This window comes from Enterobacter sp. SENG-6 (assembly GCF_001605945.1).
GTDB classification, from domain to species: Bacteria; Pseudomonadota; Gammaproteobacteria; order Enterobacterales; family Enterobacteriaceae; genus Enterobacter; species Enterobacter cloacae.
Genome location: NZ_LOMM01000001.1, coordinates 93,121 through 107,231 on the forward strand (window position 1 = coordinate 93,121; position 14,111 = coordinate 107,231).

Here is a 14,111-nt window from a genome sequence, read left to right on the forward strand (position 1 = left end):
AAAAGGTTGTAAGAATCCCGTCGCTGTATAAGCCGACCATTTGCTAAATTCGGTTTTGCTGGTGGTGTTAGCCCTGAGATTCGCCGCAGAACGGGCAGAAACTCATTTTCACATTGGTTTCCAGGCGGTTCAGGTTTTTAGCCATTTCGCCGTTTTTCTTTTTGGCCCGGTACGCCAGTTTGTATTTCAGCGTGACGTGTGAGCCGCCATCAGAAAGAGAAAGAACCTGATTTTCCCAACCGCGATCAAGGATGCTTTCACTCACTTCAGCGCCCTCCGGAACCTTCTCTTTAAGCCGTGCTTCGATTTGAGCACCAACTTCATTCATACAGTTGCACATCCCTTACCCCTCAAAATTTCGCGTCATAACCCGCTGGCGTTTCGTCAGCGTGAATGATGCCTTCGACTGGATAGCAGTTAGTGATGCCCATTTGCTCACTCGCTGCCGCTTCACATTGCTGCTGATTGTCGAAAATACCGACGACAGCATCCTGGTAATCACCGTTCGTCATGGTGATGGTCAGCACTAATGCGTACAGGGCTCCCATCAGTGAGTCCCCGCAGGCACAAGATTTGGTTCGATGGTGCGTGAGGCATAAGGGCGGCGAATGTTGCGCAGGTTTCCCTGCGGTTCGTGCCAGTAGGTGCCGTCGCGGTAGTCGTAGGAAACCCGCCATGCTGCGCCGGTGCGACTGTTGCGCATGACGACTGCACGACCGTTGTTTGGTACTGCGTGGTTAGTTTTCATCTCATCCCCTTGCCGTCTTCCCGGCTGCCAGAACTTTTACCCGGGCATTCGCGTTTGAATGCGTTGTTTGGATGAGGTGATAATGTACTAAAGGTTCAAATATGTAAAGTACCAAAAGTACAATTTTTAAGAATGGAAAGTTCATATTTAGTTATCTATATGAACTTTAAGGTTAATTATTTTACGTGAGAGACGTTGTGAGGGATTTGTTGTGCTGGGCTTGGCAGTCGAACTTCATCAACTATGGAAACGATACGCTCTTGACTGGCTAACAAGAACCTTCGCGCAGATTCGAAGCGAAGTGTAGTCCCCGTCTTCGATGTACCATGTCTCATACTTTTTGTTATCAGAGATGACGGCCAGCTTTTTATGCTGCTTCTGGAGGCGTTTAATATAGAGATCATTATCTAATACAAAGATGTAGATTCCATCACCATCAAAACAATCAATACTGACATCGACGAAGATCTGGTCACGCGGTTCAAATGTCCCTGACATTGAATCTCCGTTCACAGCGATCATTTTTATGTGGTCTGCGGGCCGACCACCGAAGACAGCTCGCGCCTCTTCAGTGGAGTATTCAATGGATTTTATGGTTTCGATAAATTCATCTCGCACGAGAACTCCTTGCCCGGCGCTGGCTTGAATATCAAACACATCCACACGATAAGAGTCGTCCCTCATTATCAAATGCCCCTCCGATATTCCATCAATGGCACTATCACCTAACAGATGTGACGAAGATGTGCCAATTATAGCCGCTAATTCTTGCAGCTTCCCACGTCTAGGAATGGCTTCCCCATTGAACCACTTGCTTACCGCTTTTGGCGTGAGCTTCATTCGCTTAGCGATTTCAGCCTGACGACCATGAGCAGGCATACCAGCTTTATCACAGGCCAGCGCTAGCCGTTTGGAGAAATCAATACGCGCTTTTTCTTCTTGAACCATAGGTTCAATCATAATACCACTTGCGTGAACTATCAGTTCCGACATAATATGTACCTACAGTTCAATTTAGAGGATTGAAAATGCAACCTACCAGCCTCGGTCAAATCATCAAAAAAATCCGCGTACCTGTCGTTGCGCGAGCCTGCGAACTAACACCACGAGCGATCTACAAGTGGATTGGAAGTGGCAGCCTTCCGCGTACCGATTACACCGGTGAAACCAAATACGCAGAAAAAATCGCACAGGCATCTGATGGGCAATTTACCGCTGACCAGATACTCGAAGTGAGCAAACCGAAAGCCGTCTAATTCCCGGCCTCCAATTAACACCAGGAGATTGTTACCAATGGAGAACGCAATCGCACGAAAGTTAGACCCGCCAGTAATCAATCCGGTTGAGATCGAAAGCGTCTTGCTCAACCGGCTTGCATCAGTGGGCCAGAAGTCTTACGCCGAGCATATGGGCATCAGCGAGTCGACAGCCAGCAGGCGTAAAGCCGAAGGGCATTTCAGCACTATGGCGAAAGAACTGGCCTTCCTTGGGATTCAGGCTGCGCCCCCGGAAGCAGTGCTGGTATCGCGTGAATACCTGGCATCAGTCGAAACGCTCGCTGATATCGGGCTGAAAGCCGAACGAGCAAGGCCGGGGCCGCTGGGGTGGGATTAAGCCATGAACCATATCGAATTCATCGAAAAGCATGTCCGTGAAGAACTGCTGAAGCTCGGTTTCTCTCTGGGAGTGGCTCAGGGGGGGCGTTCCAGGCTATCGACATGTACAAGCGCATGAGCCAGGCAAGCAGAAAGGGGAAGATTTTTGATGATGTTTTACGGCACGCAAAGCTGTGGGCGGAGAAGCAGCAGTTACCTGCTGACCGCTTTGAGAAGCGAAAAGTTAAACGGAACGCCCAGCCGGGCCTGTTCTGAAAAGGCGAAAGCCGCTGTGCACGAACACAAGCGGCTCTCAGGTGCAAATGTTCGACCAATTGCAGGAGGAATAATGGCAAAAAACAACCGCTATTACCAGACCGCTGTACATAAAAACAATACCCGCGACCGCTTCGTGCGTTCGATTAATCCGGTAGTGGCCGAGAAGATGCGCGCCATCCTGGAGGAGTTGAAGCGTAAGGAGGAAAGCCGTGGGTAATCTCGCAACAGTCATACCAATCAGACCGGCTCTTACGGTCGTGGAGCGTCGGGTGGCAGATCTTGATGATGGTTTTACGCGCCTGGCAAACATGCTTCTGGAAGAATACGCAGGCGCTGACCTGACGAAGCGACAATTCAAAGTCCTGCTTGCTGTTCTGCGCCTGACTTATGGGTGGAATAAGCCCATGGACAGGATTGCCAATTCTCAGATTGCTCAGATAGCAAAGCTGCCAGAAAAGCGCGTGAGTGAAGCGCGCGTCCAGCTCGTCGGAATGAACCTGCTAACCCAGGTGGGAAGGAGCATTGGACCGAATAAAAACACCGCCGAATGGTTACTACCAGCCGGTGAAAGCTGCGATACAGGAAATCCCTCAAAACAAGGGATAAATAACGAGGAAGAAGAATCCCTCAATTCAGGGGATAATCCCTCAAATCAGGGTATACCTCAAAATGAGGGAAAATCCCCTAAATCAGGGGAAGAAGAATCCCTCAATTCAGGGGAACACCAAAGACATATAAATACATTAAATACTAATACCCCCCAACCCCCAGAGGGGGAGTGTGTCGGGCAGGAAGAAAAATCTGTCTCAAAGAAAACCCCGATCGACTACCAGGCAGTGCTGTCTGCATACAACACCACCCTGGGAGACCGCCTTCCTCAGGCAGAGGCACTAAACGACAAACGTCGCCGTGCTATCAAACGCCTGCTGACCGAACTGAAAGAGCCAACCGTCGAGGCGGTGGAGAATTACTTCGCGGCTTTCGCTGAACGAGCACCAAAATTTTACTTCGGTGAGAACGACAGAGGCTGGCGCGCCAGTTTCGATTATCTGTTGCGCTCTGACACCCTGCTGAAAACCAGGGAGAAGGCGCTATGACCGACATGAACATGATCCCTCAGAACATCGAAGCCGAACAAAGTGTGCTGGGCGGCATGATGCTGGATAGCGGTAGCGATCGCTGCCAGACCGCTATGTCTATGCTCAAACCAGAATCGTTCTACATCCGCCCCCACCAGGTGATTTTCGCCGAGATGCGGGAGCTGGTAGCCAACCAGAAGCCTATCGACCTGATCACCCTGATTGAGTCGCTGGAGTCGAAAGGGCTTGGCGAGCAGGCTGGTGGCTTCGCTTACATGGCCGAGATATCCAAAAACACTCCCAGCGCGGCGAACATCGTTCACTACGCCATGCTGGTGCGCGAGAAAGCCATGGAGCGTTACGGCATTGACAAGCTGACCAGCGCCACTGAATTGCTGTTCTCCCGCAACGGGATGACCACCAGCCAGAAGTTTGACGCTATTCAGACCCTGTTCACCGATATCGCTGACTACGCGAAAACCGGTAATCGTCGGGGGCTCCGCGAATTTTCGGAAGTGATGGGCGACTGGGTGGACGAGGTGGAAGCTCGCTGGAGCGACTCAGACGCAACGCGTGGACTGTCGACGGGGATCGGCTCGCTGGATGACCTGCTGCAACCGAAAGGGCTGGTTAAAGGCGCTCTGATGGTGATCGGCGCACGTCCAAAGATGGGTAAAACCACGCTGTATAGCCAGCTGGCCGTCAACTGTGCCGAGGTTGAGCTGCTCCCCGCGCTGATGTTCAGCCTCGAAATGCCGGATAAGCAGATTGTGGAGCGCATGATCGGGCAGGTAAGCCGCGTGAATACCGACGTGTTTTATGGCGATCGGTACGACGACGCGCAGGTGGCAATGGCTTTTGCCGCTGGTGGACGTCTTGCCCAGACCGGGAATCTGTACGTCGACGACACTCCCGGGATCACGCTGGCGCACATTGTCGCAGAGTCACGACGCATTAAACGCGAACGCGGCGCTGTCGGCATGGTGCTGGTGGACTACCTGACCTTGATGACAGCCGACAAGGCAGACCGTAACGACCTGGCCTACGGGATTATAACTAAGGGGCTGAAGAACCTGGCGAAGGAACTGAACTGCATCGTGGTGCTGCTTACCCAGCTGAACCGCGATCTGGAGAAGCGCACCAACAAACGCCCGATGCCGAGTGATTCCCGCGACACCGGGCAGATTGAGCAGGATTGCGATTACTGGATCGGCATCTACCGCGAAGGCGCATACGACGAAAACGCAGATCAGGCGGCTACCGAATTGCTGTTGCGACTGAACCGCCACGGTCCGACCGGCGTTGTGTATTGCGACCAGCGCAACGGTGCGATCTACGACTGTGACCAGGCTGCTGCTGAGCAGAAACGCCGCGCGAATGATGCCAGACCCAACAAAAAGAGGGAATTTTGATGAAAATTTACATTGCTGGGCCAATGACCGGCATCCCGAAATATAACCGCCCTGCGTTCCATTTTGAGGCTTTGCGCCTGGCTTCGGAAGGCCATGTGGTGTTAAACCCCGCGACGCTTCCCGATGGCCTGAGCCAGCCAGAGTACATGGATATTTGTCTCGCTATGCTCCGCTGCGCTGACGGCATTTTCCTGCTGTCCGGCTGGCAGAACTCCGCAGGCGCAAAAGCGGAACACGCTCTGGCTCAAAAGCTGGATCTGGAAATCATTCATCAGGAGAGTGCGGTATGACCAACAAAACCAAAGAACTCGTAGCTGCCGGGCATGCGCTGGCGAAAGAGCTGCATTGCGCTGAGTCTGCCGCGCTGGTGCGCGAACTGGCGACGCAGCTGGATGTGCAGCGTGCTCGCGCTGATGTGTTGGCTGACGCAGATAAGCAGAACACCGAGCTGAAAGACGAGAATGAGTACATCCGCAATCGCTTCAAAGAGCTTGATCGGATGTTCGGTAAGAACCTGCTTGTCATGCAAGCGGCTGTTATCGACTGGCGCACCACCGGCGACGCCAAGAACGGGATGGCCTGGATTTTTAACACCCTGCTTGGTCCCGGCGAGCTACCCAACGAGGACGAGAAAGACGCTCAGGCCTATTTTGACCGCGAATACGCGCCACTCGACAAAGAGCTGATGGATCTTCACCAGTGGTTTCGTGAGCGCCATAAGCGCATTGAATCCAAAGGTGCTGTTATTCAGGAGGCCGCCCAATGAGCAACATCGACAAACGTGGATTACGGGAAGCAGCGGAGAAGGCGACGAAAGGCCGGTGGGCTGTTGAGTTCGACGATGAGATTTACTCCACTGACGGCGTGAACCATGAGCAAATAGCCATGGTATTCAGTGAAAACGAAGCGCGTGATGCTGCATTTATCGCCGCAGCCAACCCCGCCACCGTGCTGGCGCTGCTGGATGAGCTGGAAGCCGCAGAGAAGCGGATTGCTGAGCTGGAAGCGAAGCTCGATAGCGCAGATAAATTGCAAGATAGCGCATTTCGTCATGGTCTTCAGCATGGCTTCAGTTTAGGTCAAACGGATAATCAGGCTGGATTTGAAGAGTGCTTATCTGCCTATGGCACCGGTAAAGGAGAGTGAATGTGAAAAATTATCTCAGCAATTTAGCCAGCATGCTTCAGGGGATTGCAGGTGTCATTTCAGACGGCGAGCGGGTGCAGAAAGAGTGCCCTGCGCACTTAAAGTCAGCACTACTCGAGGCTTCTCACGCGCTAGATGGTCAATCGGTCAGGGTCAATTATCCGCCTAATGGAAAGCCTGAAATTGTTAATGCCCGCGGACACCATCGACCGCTTACCTTCCGGGAACGAGTGGCAATCCGCTTACTTGGTGGCAGGACGGAGATTCGCCCATGAGCACTATTACCAGAGAACTGGCAAAGCTGTTCAGAAAAATTACGAATTCTGAAATTGATGCGGAGGGTAACGCTCATGTTGTTTTATCTCCTGCTGATAGCCTCCTGATTAATAATGCGCGTATCGCGCTGGCATCGCTCGAAGCGGAGCCTGCCATTCACCGCTGGCGTCGGGTGACCTCTGAACCATACGGCCCCTATCCTTGGCATTATGGTGATTTTATCGGCTTCTCAAAGCCCGTTGATGGGATTGAGGATGAGTATTTTTACACCGCCCCGCCAGCGCCGGTATCTGTGCCTGATGCGATGGAAATGGATGATGACTTTGACAGCGCGTTTGAACACGGAAAAGCTGTCGGCTGGAACGCCTATCGCGCAGCCATGCTTCAGGCCGAACCTGTAAGTAATAGTGATGAGTTACCGCTGGACTATCTGCAAGGACACAAAGACGGCCTGGAGTGGGCTGCACAATTGGCAGAAGCCAATCATCCGCAAACAGGTGACTGGTTGTACGATGACCCAATCGATCTTGCCAGGGCGATTCGCAAAGGTCCGGATATGCCTACTGTTCAGGGTGGCAACTCTCCGGTGATTCCTGATGAGGTGTTATCAGCAATCCGTAAAGTCGCCAGAATTCGCACAGACTTCGATCATTTCGACGGCGACAGACGAGGTATCGGTGATTGTCTGGATGAGGCCGAGCAAGAGCTTATCGTTACCATTAACAAATATGCCAGTCAGTTGGCAGCAGAACCGATAGCGACTAATGACGTTCGAGAGCAGCAGACAGCCGTTCCGCCAATACAGGCTGATGTCGCGCAAGCAATTGAAAATCTCAAGCAGAAGTTAGTGGAATGCAATCGCTATAACTACTGCGCAGATGCAGTGAAGAACGTTGAGGATGCCTGCCACGCCGCCATGCTTCAGGGTAGCCAACCTGTAAGTAAGCGCGAACAGGTTCGCCGTGAACACGCTGAATGGTCAGATAAGACTTTCGGCGATGTTGGTCCCGTTGGCCCGCTTAAACACCTGTCGAAAGAGGCGCTGGAAGCTGCCGCAGAACCTGACGACCTCAGCGAGTGGGCTGACATGCAGTTCCTGTTATGGGACGCCCAGCGGCGCGCCGGTATCAGTGACGGTGAAATCACAGCTGCGATGGAAGAAAAGCTGAAAGTGAACATGGCGCGCCAGTGGCCGGAGCCGAAGGACGGAGAGCCGCGCCAGCATCTTAAGCCAGCGCCGCAGACAGTGCCTGATTCTGTGATCAGCGCAGCAGTAAATGGAATTATGGCAACTTATGCCGACAATGCGGAAGATTGCCGGGAAATGGTACGCACACATGTTGAACAAGCCTGTCGTGCCGCTATTCAGGAGTCCGGTCATGGCTAAATCTGCCGCTGAACGCAAAGCCGCCCAGCGAGCCCGGCAAGCTGCTGCTGGTGGTCGTAAATTTTAGCTCATGCTTGATACGCAGGAACTGGAGATGCTGGCGCGGAACTGCGCTGGGCGGCGCCCGGGTCGTGACCCATACGAACTGAGCGAATACATTGCGCTTCTGATCCGCCAGGATGATGCCCGGGTGCGCGGTCGCATTAAAGCCATCAGTGCTAACCGGTGCGGGAAGTGTGGTGACAGCCTGCCGGTTAAGTCGTGTCCGTGCGACGGTGATTCGCAATGCTGGCTTACGCGTGGCTGGCATGAAACTAAACTATCGGTGTGACATGTCACAATGTAATCAATAACATACAAGCCTCTTCGGAGGCTTTTTTTGTCGGCGTTAAATTGCTTTTGCCACAATGCCCAGCCATAATATCCCTGTCAGCCTGAACAACTGACACCCGGACATTCGCGCCACGGAGAACACCATGGCGCAGCACCACCAGCTTAAACACAATCGCCTGACGTTATCCGACGTCAGCGATTTGTCGTATCTGTCGCTTAACCTCTTCGGGGGTGACGCGTGAGCCAACAATTCCACCTCGTTAATGAAAGCGTTAAGCAGAACGCTATCAACTACATTCGTCAGTTGCCGGTCGACAGCAAGCGCCCGCTGATTCTGGACGTGAAAGAATCGACGCGCACCGCCATTCAAAACCGCAAGATGTGGCCGCTACTGAAAGACCTTTCCGACCAGGTTCTCTGGTTCGGCAATAAATACGATTCCGACGACTGGAAAGACCTCATCACCGCGCTGGTGGCGAAGACCAAAAAGCAGGAACAGCGAATGGCCCCCGGGCTTGATGGCGGCGTCGTGATGTTCGGCCAACGCACCAGCAAAATGACCATCCCCCAGATGGTAGAAGTCATAGAGGCAATTTACTGGTTCGGCACCCAGCAGGGCGTCACATTCAGCGAACAATCCCGCAATGAAATCGAGTGGGCAAAGCGCTGGGGGGAAAGCAATGCGAAATAACCCCAATCAGAGAACCTACCGAAGCAAAAAATGGCTCGCTGCTGTCGGGCAGATCGAACAGTGCGTGTTATGCGGCTCGTGGGGGACGCAGGTAGCGCATCGCAATGAAGGTAAAGGCATGGGCCTGAAAGCCGATGATTGCGCCACGGCGGCGATCTGCGTTTGCTGCCACGACAGCATCGACAACGGGAGCAAGCTATCGCGCGACGAACGCCGCCAGCTGATGGACCGCGCTATCGTTCTGACCGTTATCCAGATCGCCCGCCTTGGGCTGGTGGTGCCAGCATGAAAATTTACGATATCACGCCGATCGGCAAGCCCCGCATGACTCGGAGCGATCGCTGGCGCAGCAGGCCGGAAACCTCCGCTTACTGGTTCTTTAAAGCTCAGGTTCGCCGTCTCGGTATAACCCTCCCGGAATCCGGTTACCACATAACATTCGTTTTGCCCATGCCGAAAAGCTGGAGCAAGAAGAAGCGTCAGCAGCATGACGGACAGCCACACCAGACCAAGCCGGATAAGGACAATCTGGAGAAAGCGTTACTGGATGCGATATTCGATGATGACTGTCGGATATGGGACGGCAGGGTAACGAAACGATGGGGAGAGACAGGCCAGATCATTATCCAGGAGAATGCAGAATGACACGCAACGACATTAACAATTACCAGAAAGCGTCTGTTGAGCGTACCAACCCGCAAAACGCCTGGGTGACGCTGGCAGCAGCACCGCGCAGATCTTACCTGGGGAAATACCGTCGACTGACACCATCGCAAAGTCGTTGGGTTCGTTCGTTGCTGAACCACTGGGGCGGCATGTACGGGGGCAGCGGAACAGAGCACCTTTCTGGTGGCGGTGGTATGTGGTCAATGATATTGACCGGCTGGACTGGCGAACAGCAGGAGCGGATCGCTACCGTACTGTCTGGTCTGCGTAAAATTGGCTATACCGGAGATGCGTTGTTTGAGCAGGCTAAAGCCATCATCTGGCCGAAGAAATTACTTTCTGACCTGATCGGCAACGCCGGGGATCAAGAGGAAGCTGCATTCATGGAGGCTATCATCATGAAGTCCTTCAAGCCGGGGAATCCCGTGTATGAGATAGGGAAGGACTATTACACCTGGAGGAAAACCATTAATGACATGGCACGGTGGATGCAATATTACTACGCGCCGTTTCTGACCGAAAAGCAATGTATTGACCGCGTGCGCTGGTGTATTGAGTTGTTTAATTCTGCTGTCTTCTTCACGTTAAAAGATGAATTTGGCTTCGAAAATGCAAAAACTTGCGAAAAAGACTTGAAAACGAGTTTTGAAACTGCATAATTCAGATATGCTCGGACGTCAAAGGCGAAAGAGCTTACCCACCAGCGGAGATGCCTTGCGCGGAGCGGTGTGAACCACATTTAAGCCCTTGCAGAAATGCAGGGGCTTTTTGCATTCAGGGTCAGAAGCACAGAGGTTGTGAGATCGGCTGTTAACCGATTGGTCGAAGGTTCGAATCCTTCCTGTCCCGCCAAATACCTACCAGGACCATAAGAGCAAAAGCTCAACGCACTACCCTCTATTGCCCACCGCGCCGTGGGCTTTTTTATTTCAGGCTCCGGGAACCATCATCGACACGCCTACTTGTTAAATCGTCCCGAGGGCCTGAATCAACTACACACGGAATAAATATGTCTGAGACCTTCACTATCGTAGGCGTTGGTCTTACATCGTCATCAGTCGGTGTAACCTTTGCCACGCTGTTTCCGGAGGCGACTCCAGCAGTGATGCTCGGATCACTCGCCGGAACGGCGCTATACGTTCTGACATCAGATCCCCATCAACTCTGGAAGCAGGCTATCTTTGCGCTGATATCGTTTATCAGTGGAGTGTTCTTCTCCGTGCCCATGGCGAAAATCATGGCCGGAATCATCAACACGCCGTTAAGCCTGATGAAGCCACCGGCCAGCATTGAAGTATCGCCAGCTGTCGGTGCAATTGTCACTGCTTCCATTTCCGTGGCAGTCCTGCTGCGCATTCTCCGCAAATCCAAAAGCGGGAAGATGCCGGGGCTGGGGGAGGAAGATAAATGACATGGCAGCTTCTTCTGATGGATGCAAACGCCATAGTTTGCCTGTTAATAATGGTCAGGCTGATGTTTTTCCGTAAGGAGGGAAAGCGTCATCGCCTGAGTGTCGCGGTACTGGCCTATCTGGTCATCCTTGCCGCCGGATTCAACGCCTTCAACATTCTTCTCGGCCACTACGTTCAGGTTAATCTAGGCGATCTGCTGCTTAACTCCGTCATCTGCATGGCGGTGTGGCTGGCGCGTGGGAACCTGGCGAAGGTCGTTATAACGGAGTAGTCCATGCAAACCAGCGAAAAGGGCATTGCCCTAATCAAAGAATTCGAAGGCTGTAGACTCACCGCTTACCAGGACAGCGTGGGCGTATGGACGATCGGCTATGGCTGGACTCAACCTGTGGATGGAAAACCAATCCGCGCCGGGATGACTATCAAGCAGGAAACGGCAGAGCGTCTGCTGAAGACAGGACTGGTCAGCTACGAAAGCGACGTTTCCCGCCTGGTTAAAGTCGGCCTGACTCAGGGGCAATTCGACGCCCTGGTGTCGTTCACGTACAACCTCGGAGCCCGGTCACTGTCGACATCGACTCTTCTGCGAAAACTCAACGCCGGAGATTACGCTGGCGCTGCCGATGAGTTCCTGCGCTGGAATAAAGCGGGTGGTAAGGTCCTTAACGGGCTGACTCGTCGGCGGGAGGCAGAGCGGACTCTGTTCCTATCATGATTGGCGCGCTGGTTAAGCGTTACTGGCTGCAACTGATTGTGGTGTCGGTAATCGGCGTGCTGGCGTTCTTCGTTAACCACTACCGCGACAACGCCATCACCTATAAAGACCAGCGCGATAAAGCCACTGAGAAACTCAGCCTGGCTCACGCTACCATCAAAGACATGCAGACACGTCAGCGTGATGTCGCTGCACTGGATGCCAAATACACGAAGGAATTGTCCGATGCGAAAAAAACCATTAACGATTTGCGTCGGGATGTCGATTCTGGCGCTAAACGGCTGCGCATCGCTGCAACCTGCCCTGGAGTGTCCAAAGCCACCTCCGCCTCCGGCGTGGATGATGCAGGATCCCCCGAACTTACTCCAGACGCTCGACGGAATTATTTCGATCACCGGGACGGAATCGCAACCGCTGACAAAATGATTCGCGGCATGCAGGACTACATCAAAGAGCAGTGTCTTAAATGATTCGTTACCCAAATAACAGAGCCTGACTTCGGTCGGGCTTTTTTATGCCCGCAGTAAACCGCGCACCGCAGCGCATTCAAACCACGTCGAACCATACCCTTTGAAATGAGCCTTTGAGGAAGTCAGTTAGTGCTGGCGAGCCTCGACGGGCTGATTTCCTATGCGGCAAAGGTTCATCTCAAAGAAAGGTACACGCTATGAATAATCCGTCAGTTATTCCGGCTTTCGATTTTCGTGAAATGGTCACGACTTTCGATAACAAGATAATCACCACATCACTCAAGGTAGCGGACTACTTTGGTAAGCGACACAAAGACGTTTTGCGCGCCATACGTAACCTGAAATGCTCCGAAGACTTCACCCAGCGCAATTTTGCGCCCATTGATTTCATTGATAAAAATGGTGATGTTCAACCTATGTATAACATCACCCGCGACGGATGCATGATGCTAGTGATGGGATTCACTGGCAAAACAGCTGCCGCAGTGAAGGAGTGTTACATCAATGCCTTCAACTGGATGGCCGAGCAGCTAAACCGGCGCATGGCGATGGGTGAAGAATTGCAGCATCGCTACGCCATCAAAGAAACGCGCTCAAAGCTGAAAGGCACGATCGGAAGCCGTTTGATGAACGAGCGGAAGAAAGAGAAGCGCGTCCTGGAGCTCGAACATGAGCACATCATGCAGGTAACGCAGCCGGAATTACTTATTGGCTGATCGCGGCATTACAGAAGCCCTTCATTGAGGGGCTTCGATAATGGAGCACTGGAATTATTCATGAACAGACCACACCCACCAGCGCATTTTACGATGCCACCTGACCCGAAGCCGTACATCAGCATTATGCCCGCTAATGACGTTGGCGAGTGGCTGAATCAGCACATCCTGAGCGATGAGGGTGACCTCTACAACCCTGATCACCGGCATTTGCTTGAAGCGGATCTGTGCTTTCTCTGGGCGTCGAACGCTTTCGAGAAGAAAGGGCGTTCCGTGCTGGGGCAGGCGGAAGAAGTGGCAATGCGGGCTGGAGGCTGGCAGAAAGCGCGGATGGAGCAGCAGATGTATGAATGGTTCGGCAGGGTGCCGCAGTTCATCATCACGCTCGCCGCCGATTACTGTTCGCAATGTTCCGATCTGGAGTTCTGCGCGCTGATAGAGCACGAGCTTTATCACATCTGCCACGCGACAGATGAATTTGGCGCGCCGAAGTTCACGCAGGAAGGGCAGCCAAAGCTGAAGCTGCGCGGCCATGACGTGGAAGAGTTTGTGGGCGTGGTTCGCCGTTACGGTGCGAGCCGGGACGTGCAGGAAATGATTGATGCGGCGAATCAGCCAGCGGAGGTTGCTCATCTCGATATTGCCAGAGCGTGCGGGACGTGCATGTTAAAGCTGGCGTGAATTCTAGACTGGTATGGACGGATGGTGAAATATGGCTGCTTTAAAACCGGAAGTAAAAGCCTTCATCATTCAATCGCTTGCGTGCTTTGATACTCCTTCTCAAGTTGTCGAATCCGTCAAGAAAGAGTTTGGGTTAACTATTTCTCGCCAGCAAGCCGAAGCACACGACCCAACCAAGGCTAGTAGCAAAGGTTTAGCCAAGAAGTGGATCGAGATGTTCCACGCGACACGCGAACGATTCCTGACCGAAACCAGTGACATTCCGATAGCGAACAAATCCTATCGGCTCCGCGTGCTTGACCGCATGGCAACCAAAACCGAGGGGATGAAAAACTTCTCCCTGACGGCGCAGCTGATTGAACAGGCCGCGAAAGAGGTTGGAGACGCTTACACCAATAAGCTGAAGGTTGAAAGCACTGGCAAGGATGGCGGCCCGATCAAGACCGAGACGACCAGCCTCACCGCAGATCAGGCCGCAGAGATTTACCGCAAGATGATGGGGTGA

The 14,111-nt window shown here is 52.9% G+C and carries 25 protein-coding genes, 1 tRNA gene and 1 pseudogene; 23 read left to right on the forward strand and 4 right to left on the reverse strand.

Features of this window, described 5'->3' with window-relative positions:
* Positions 1–67: 67 nt before the first annotated feature.
* The 4 genes from AX755_RS00395 to AX755_RS00410 form a co-directional block, all read right to left on the reverse strand.
* Positions 68–328 (reverse strand): hypothetical protein, encoded by a 261-nt coding sequence (locus AX755_RS00395; protein ID WP_224776435.1) that lies wholly within the window; start codon positions 326–328, stop codon positions 68–70.
* A gap of 22 nt (positions 329–350) precedes the next feature.
* Entirely contained in the window at positions 351–548 is a 198-nt protein-coding gene (locus tag AX755_RS00400; protein WP_058690033.1) for a DUF1482 family protein, read from the reverse strand.
* The gene (locus AX755_RS00405; RefSeq protein ID WP_045399460.1) at positions 548–748 is read right to left on the reverse strand and encodes a hypothetical protein; all 201 of its coding nucleotides are present in this window, start codon (positions 746–748) and stop codon (positions 548–550) included. The genes AX755_RS00400 and AX755_RS00405 overlap by 1 nt, the downstream gene beginning before the upstream one ends.
* A 237-nt stretch (positions 749–985) precedes the next feature.
* Positions 986–1,741: a LexA family transcriptional regulator gene (locus AX755_RS00410; protein WP_045399463.1), complete on the reverse strand. Its 756-nt coding sequence runs from the start codon at positions 1,739–1,741 to the stop codon at positions 986–988.
* Between the two features lie 35 nt (positions 1,742–1,776).
* Here AX755_RS00410 and AX755_RS00415 point away from each other — a divergent pair, with 35 nt between their 5' ends.
* From AX755_RS00415 to AX755_RS00525, 23 genes and pseudogenes are all read left to right on the forward strand, one after another.
* Positions 1,777–2,004 carry a hypothetical protein gene (locus AX755_RS00415; RefSeq protein ID WP_045399468.1) on the forward strand — a complete coding sequence of 76 codons (228 nt, stop codon included), beginning with the start codon at positions 1,777–1,779 and terminating at the stop codon, positions 2,002–2,004.
* 37 nt (positions 2,005–2,041) lie between these two features.
* Positions 2,042–2,362: a CII family transcriptional regulator gene (locus AX755_RS00420; RefSeq protein WP_000426372.1), complete on the forward strand. Its 321-nt coding sequence runs from the start codon at positions 2,042–2,044 to the stop codon at positions 2,360–2,362.
* Between the two features lie 104 nt (positions 2,363–2,466).
* A complete protein-coding gene (locus tag AX755_RS25520) occupies positions 2,467–2,619 on the forward strand; it encodes a hypothetical protein (RefSeq protein WP_000278093.1) in 153 nt (50 codons plus the stop codon).
* Positions 2,620–2,692: 73 nt separating this feature from the next.
* Positions 2,693–2,839: a hypothetical protein gene (locus tag AX755_RS25525; protein WP_178328224.1), complete on the forward strand. Its 147-nt coding sequence runs from the start codon at positions 2,693–2,695 to the stop codon at positions 2,837–2,839.
* Positions 2,840–2,891: 52 nt separating this feature from the next.
* Positions 2,892–3,719, forward strand: a complete 828-nt coding sequence (locus AX755_RS00425) for a replication protein (RefSeq protein WP_231883343.1) — start codon at positions 2,892–2,894, stop codon at positions 3,717–3,719.
* Positions 3,716–5,113 carry a DnaB-like helicase C-terminal domain-containing protein gene (locus tag AX755_RS00430; protein ID WP_062856094.1) on the forward strand — a complete coding sequence of 466 codons (1,398 nt, stop codon included), beginning with the start codon at positions 3,716–3,718 and terminating at the stop codon, positions 5,111–5,113. The genes AX755_RS00425 and AX755_RS00430 overlap by 4 nt, the downstream gene beginning before the upstream one ends.
* Positions 5,113–5,403: a DUF4406 domain-containing protein gene (locus tag AX755_RS00435; RefSeq protein ID WP_062856095.1), complete on the forward strand. Its 291-nt coding sequence runs from the start codon at positions 5,113–5,115 to the stop codon at positions 5,401–5,403. The genes AX755_RS00430 and AX755_RS00435 overlap by 1 nt, the downstream gene beginning before the upstream one ends.
* Positions 5,400–5,879, forward strand: coding sequence for a hypothetical protein (locus AX755_RS00440; protein WP_014640941.1), 480 nt, complete (start codon positions 5,400–5,402; stop codon positions 5,877–5,879). The genes AX755_RS00435 and AX755_RS00440 overlap by 4 nt, the downstream gene beginning before the upstream one ends.
* Positions 5,876–6,259, forward strand: a complete 384-nt coding sequence (locus AX755_RS00445; protein ID WP_062856096.1) for an ead/Ea22-like family protein — start codon at positions 5,876–5,878, stop codon at positions 6,257–6,259. The genes AX755_RS00440 and AX755_RS00445 overlap by 4 nt, the downstream gene beginning before the upstream one ends.
* A 271-nt stretch (positions 6,260–6,530) precedes the next feature.
* On the forward strand, positions 6,531–7,922 hold the full coding sequence (locus AX755_RS25640) for a DUF550 domain-containing protein (protein ID WP_231883344.1): 1,392 nt from the start codon (positions 6,531–6,533) through the stop codon (positions 7,920–7,922).
* Positions 7,915–8,253 (forward strand): annotated as a pseudogene (locus AX755_RS00465) (hypothetical protein). Before AX755_RS25640 ends, AX755_RS00465 begins: the two are co-directional and overlap by 8 nt.
* Before the next feature lie 240 nt (positions 8,254–8,493).
* A complete protein-coding gene (locus AX755_RS00470) occupies positions 8,494–8,946 on the forward strand; it encodes a recombination protein NinB (protein ID WP_045399496.1) in 453 nt (150 codons plus the stop codon).
* Positions 8,936–9,235: a DUF1364 family protein gene (locus AX755_RS00475; RefSeq protein WP_045399500.1), complete on the forward strand. Its 300-nt coding sequence runs from the start codon at positions 8,936–8,938 to the stop codon at positions 9,233–9,235. The genes AX755_RS00470 and AX755_RS00475 overlap by 11 nt, the downstream gene beginning before the upstream one ends.
* Entirely contained in the window at positions 9,232–9,591 is a 360-nt protein-coding gene (locus AX755_RS00480) for a RusA family crossover junction endodeoxyribonuclease (protein WP_062856097.1), read from the forward strand. Before AX755_RS00475 ends, AX755_RS00480 begins: the two co-directional genes overlap by 4 nt.
* Positions 9,588–10,271: a hypothetical protein gene (locus AX755_RS00485; protein ID WP_082824513.1), complete on the forward strand. Its 684-nt coding sequence runs from the start codon at positions 9,588–9,590 to the stop codon at positions 10,269–10,271. Before AX755_RS00480 ends, AX755_RS00485 begins: the two co-directional genes overlap by 4 nt.
* A 118-nt stretch (positions 10,272–10,389) precedes the next feature.
* Positions 10,390–10,464: transfer RNA gene (locus AX755_RS00490), tRNA-Asn, on the forward strand.
* Between the two features lie 157 nt (positions 10,465–10,621).
* The gene (locus AX755_RS00495) at positions 10,622–11,023 is read left to right on the forward strand and encodes a putative holin (protein WP_001514183.1); all 402 of its coding nucleotides are present in this window, start codon (positions 10,622–10,624) and stop codon (positions 11,021–11,023) included.
* Positions 11,020–11,295 carry a phage holin family protein gene (locus AX755_RS00500; protein ID WP_001514184.1) on the forward strand — a complete coding sequence of 92 codons (276 nt, stop codon included), beginning with the start codon at positions 11,020–11,022 and terminating at the stop codon, positions 11,293–11,295. Before AX755_RS00495 ends, AX755_RS00500 begins: the two co-directional genes overlap by 4 nt.
* A gap of 3 nt (positions 11,296–11,298) precedes the next feature.
* Positions 11,299–11,739 (forward strand): lysozyme, encoded by a 441-nt coding sequence (locus AX755_RS00505; RefSeq protein ID WP_062856098.1) that lies wholly within the window; start codon positions 11,299–11,301, stop codon positions 11,737–11,739.
* Complete coding sequence (locus AX755_RS00510) at positions 11,736–12,209, forward strand: lysis protein (RefSeq protein WP_016245436.1); 474 nt, start codon at positions 11,736–11,738, stop codon at positions 12,207–12,209. The genes AX755_RS00505 and AX755_RS00510 overlap by 4 nt, the downstream gene beginning before the upstream one ends.
* 197 nt (positions 12,210–12,406) lie before the next feature.
* Complete coding sequence (locus AX755_RS00515; protein WP_062856099.1) at positions 12,407–12,925, forward strand: Rha family transcriptional regulator; 519 nt, start codon at positions 12,407–12,409, stop codon at positions 12,923–12,925.
* Between the two features lie 60 nt (positions 12,926–12,985).
* Entirely contained in the window at positions 12,986–13,606 is a 621-nt protein-coding gene (locus tag AX755_RS00520; RefSeq protein WP_062856100.1) for a putative metallopeptidase, read from the forward strand.
* A 31-nt stretch (positions 13,607–13,637) separates the two neighbouring features.
* Positions 13,638–14,111, forward strand: coding sequence for a DUF2280 domain-containing protein (locus AX755_RS00525; protein WP_062856101.1), 474 nt, complete (start codon positions 13,638–13,640; stop codon positions 14,109–14,111).

What these genes read in the sequence shown, in the direction of transcription:
- AX755_RS00395 (WP_224776435.1), bottom strand. Translation starts at nt 328, where the DNA reads ATGAATGAAGTTGGTGCTCAAATCGAAGCACGGCTTAAAGAGAAGGTT.
- AX755_RS00400 (WP_058690033.1), bottom strand. Translation starts at nt 548, where the DNA reads ATGGGAGCCCTGTACGCATTAGTGCTGACCATCACCATGACGAACGGT.
- AX755_RS00405 (WP_045399460.1), bottom strand. Translation starts at nt 748, where the DNA reads ATGAAAACTAACCACGCAGTACCAAACAACGGTCGTGCAGTCGTCATG.
- AX755_RS00410 (WP_045399463.1), bottom strand. Translation starts at nt 1,741, where the DNA reads ATGTCGGAACTGATAGTTCACGCAAGTGGTATTATGATTGAACCTATG.
- AX755_RS00415 (WP_045399468.1), top strand. Translation starts at nt 1,777, where the DNA reads ATGCAACCTACCAGCCTCGGTCAAATCATCAAAAAAATCCGCGTACCT.
- AX755_RS00420 (WP_000426372.1), top strand. Translation starts at nt 2,042, where the DNA reads ATGGAGAACGCAATCGCACGAAAGTTAGACCCGCCAGTAATCAATCCG.
- AX755_RS25520 (WP_000278093.1), top strand. Translation starts at nt 2,467, where the DNA reads ATGTACAAGCGCATGAGCCAGGCAAGCAGAAAGGGGAAGATTTTTGAT.
- AX755_RS25525 (WP_178328224.1), top strand. Translation starts at nt 2,693, where the DNA reads ATGGCAAAAAACAACCGCTATTACCAGACCGCTGTACATAAAAACAAT.
- AX755_RS00430 (WP_062856094.1), top strand. Translation starts at nt 3,716, where the DNA reads ATGACCGACATGAACATGATCCCTCAGAACATCGAAGCCGAACAAAGT.
- AX755_RS00435 (WP_062856095.1), top strand. Translation starts at nt 5,113, where the DNA reads ATGAAAATTTACATTGCTGGGCCAATGACCGGCATCCCGAAATATAAC.
- AX755_RS00440 (WP_014640941.1), top strand. Translation starts at nt 5,400, where the DNA reads ATGACCAACAAAACCAAAGAACTCGTAGCTGCCGGGCATGCGCTGGCG.
- AX755_RS00445 (WP_062856096.1), top strand. Translation starts at nt 5,876, where the DNA reads ATGAGCAACATCGACAAACGTGGATTACGGGAAGCAGCGGAGAAGGCG.
- AX755_RS25640 (WP_231883344.1), top strand. Translation starts at nt 6,531, where the DNA reads ATGAGCACTATTACCAGAGAACTGGCAAAGCTGTTCAGAAAAATTACG.
- AX755_RS00475 (WP_045399500.1), top strand. Translation starts at nt 8,936, where the DNA reads ATGCGAAATAACCCCAATCAGAGAACCTACCGAAGCAAAAAATGGCTC.
- AX755_RS00480 (WP_062856097.1), top strand. Translation starts at nt 9,232, where the DNA reads ATGAAAATTTACGATATCACGCCGATCGGCAAGCCCCGCATGACTCGG.
- AX755_RS00485 (WP_082824513.1), top strand. Translation starts at nt 9,588, where the DNA reads ATGACACGCAACGACATTAACAATTACCAGAAAGCGTCTGTTGAGCGT.
- AX755_RS00495 (WP_001514183.1), top strand. Translation starts at nt 10,622, where the DNA reads ATGTCTGAGACCTTCACTATCGTAGGCGTTGGTCTTACATCGTCATCA.
- AX755_RS00500 (WP_001514184.1), top strand. Translation starts at nt 11,020, where the DNA reads ATGACATGGCAGCTTCTTCTGATGGATGCAAACGCCATAGTTTGCCTG.
- AX755_RS00505 (WP_062856098.1), top strand. Translation starts at nt 11,299, where the DNA reads ATGCAAACCAGCGAAAAGGGCATTGCCCTAATCAAAGAATTCGAAGGC.
- AX755_RS00510 (WP_016245436.1), top strand. Translation starts at nt 11,736, where the DNA reads ATGATTGGCGCGCTGGTTAAGCGTTACTGGCTGCAACTGATTGTGGTG.
- AX755_RS00515 (WP_062856099.1), top strand. Translation starts at nt 12,407, where the DNA reads ATGAATAATCCGTCAGTTATTCCGGCTTTCGATTTTCGTGAAATGGTC.
- AX755_RS00520 (WP_062856100.1), top strand. Translation starts at nt 12,986, where the DNA reads ATGAACAGACCACACCCACCAGCGCATTTTACGATGCCACCTGACCCG.
- AX755_RS00525 (WP_062856101.1), top strand. Translation starts at nt 13,638, where the DNA reads ATGGCTGCTTTAAAACCGGAAGTAAAAGCCTTCATCATTCAATCGCTT.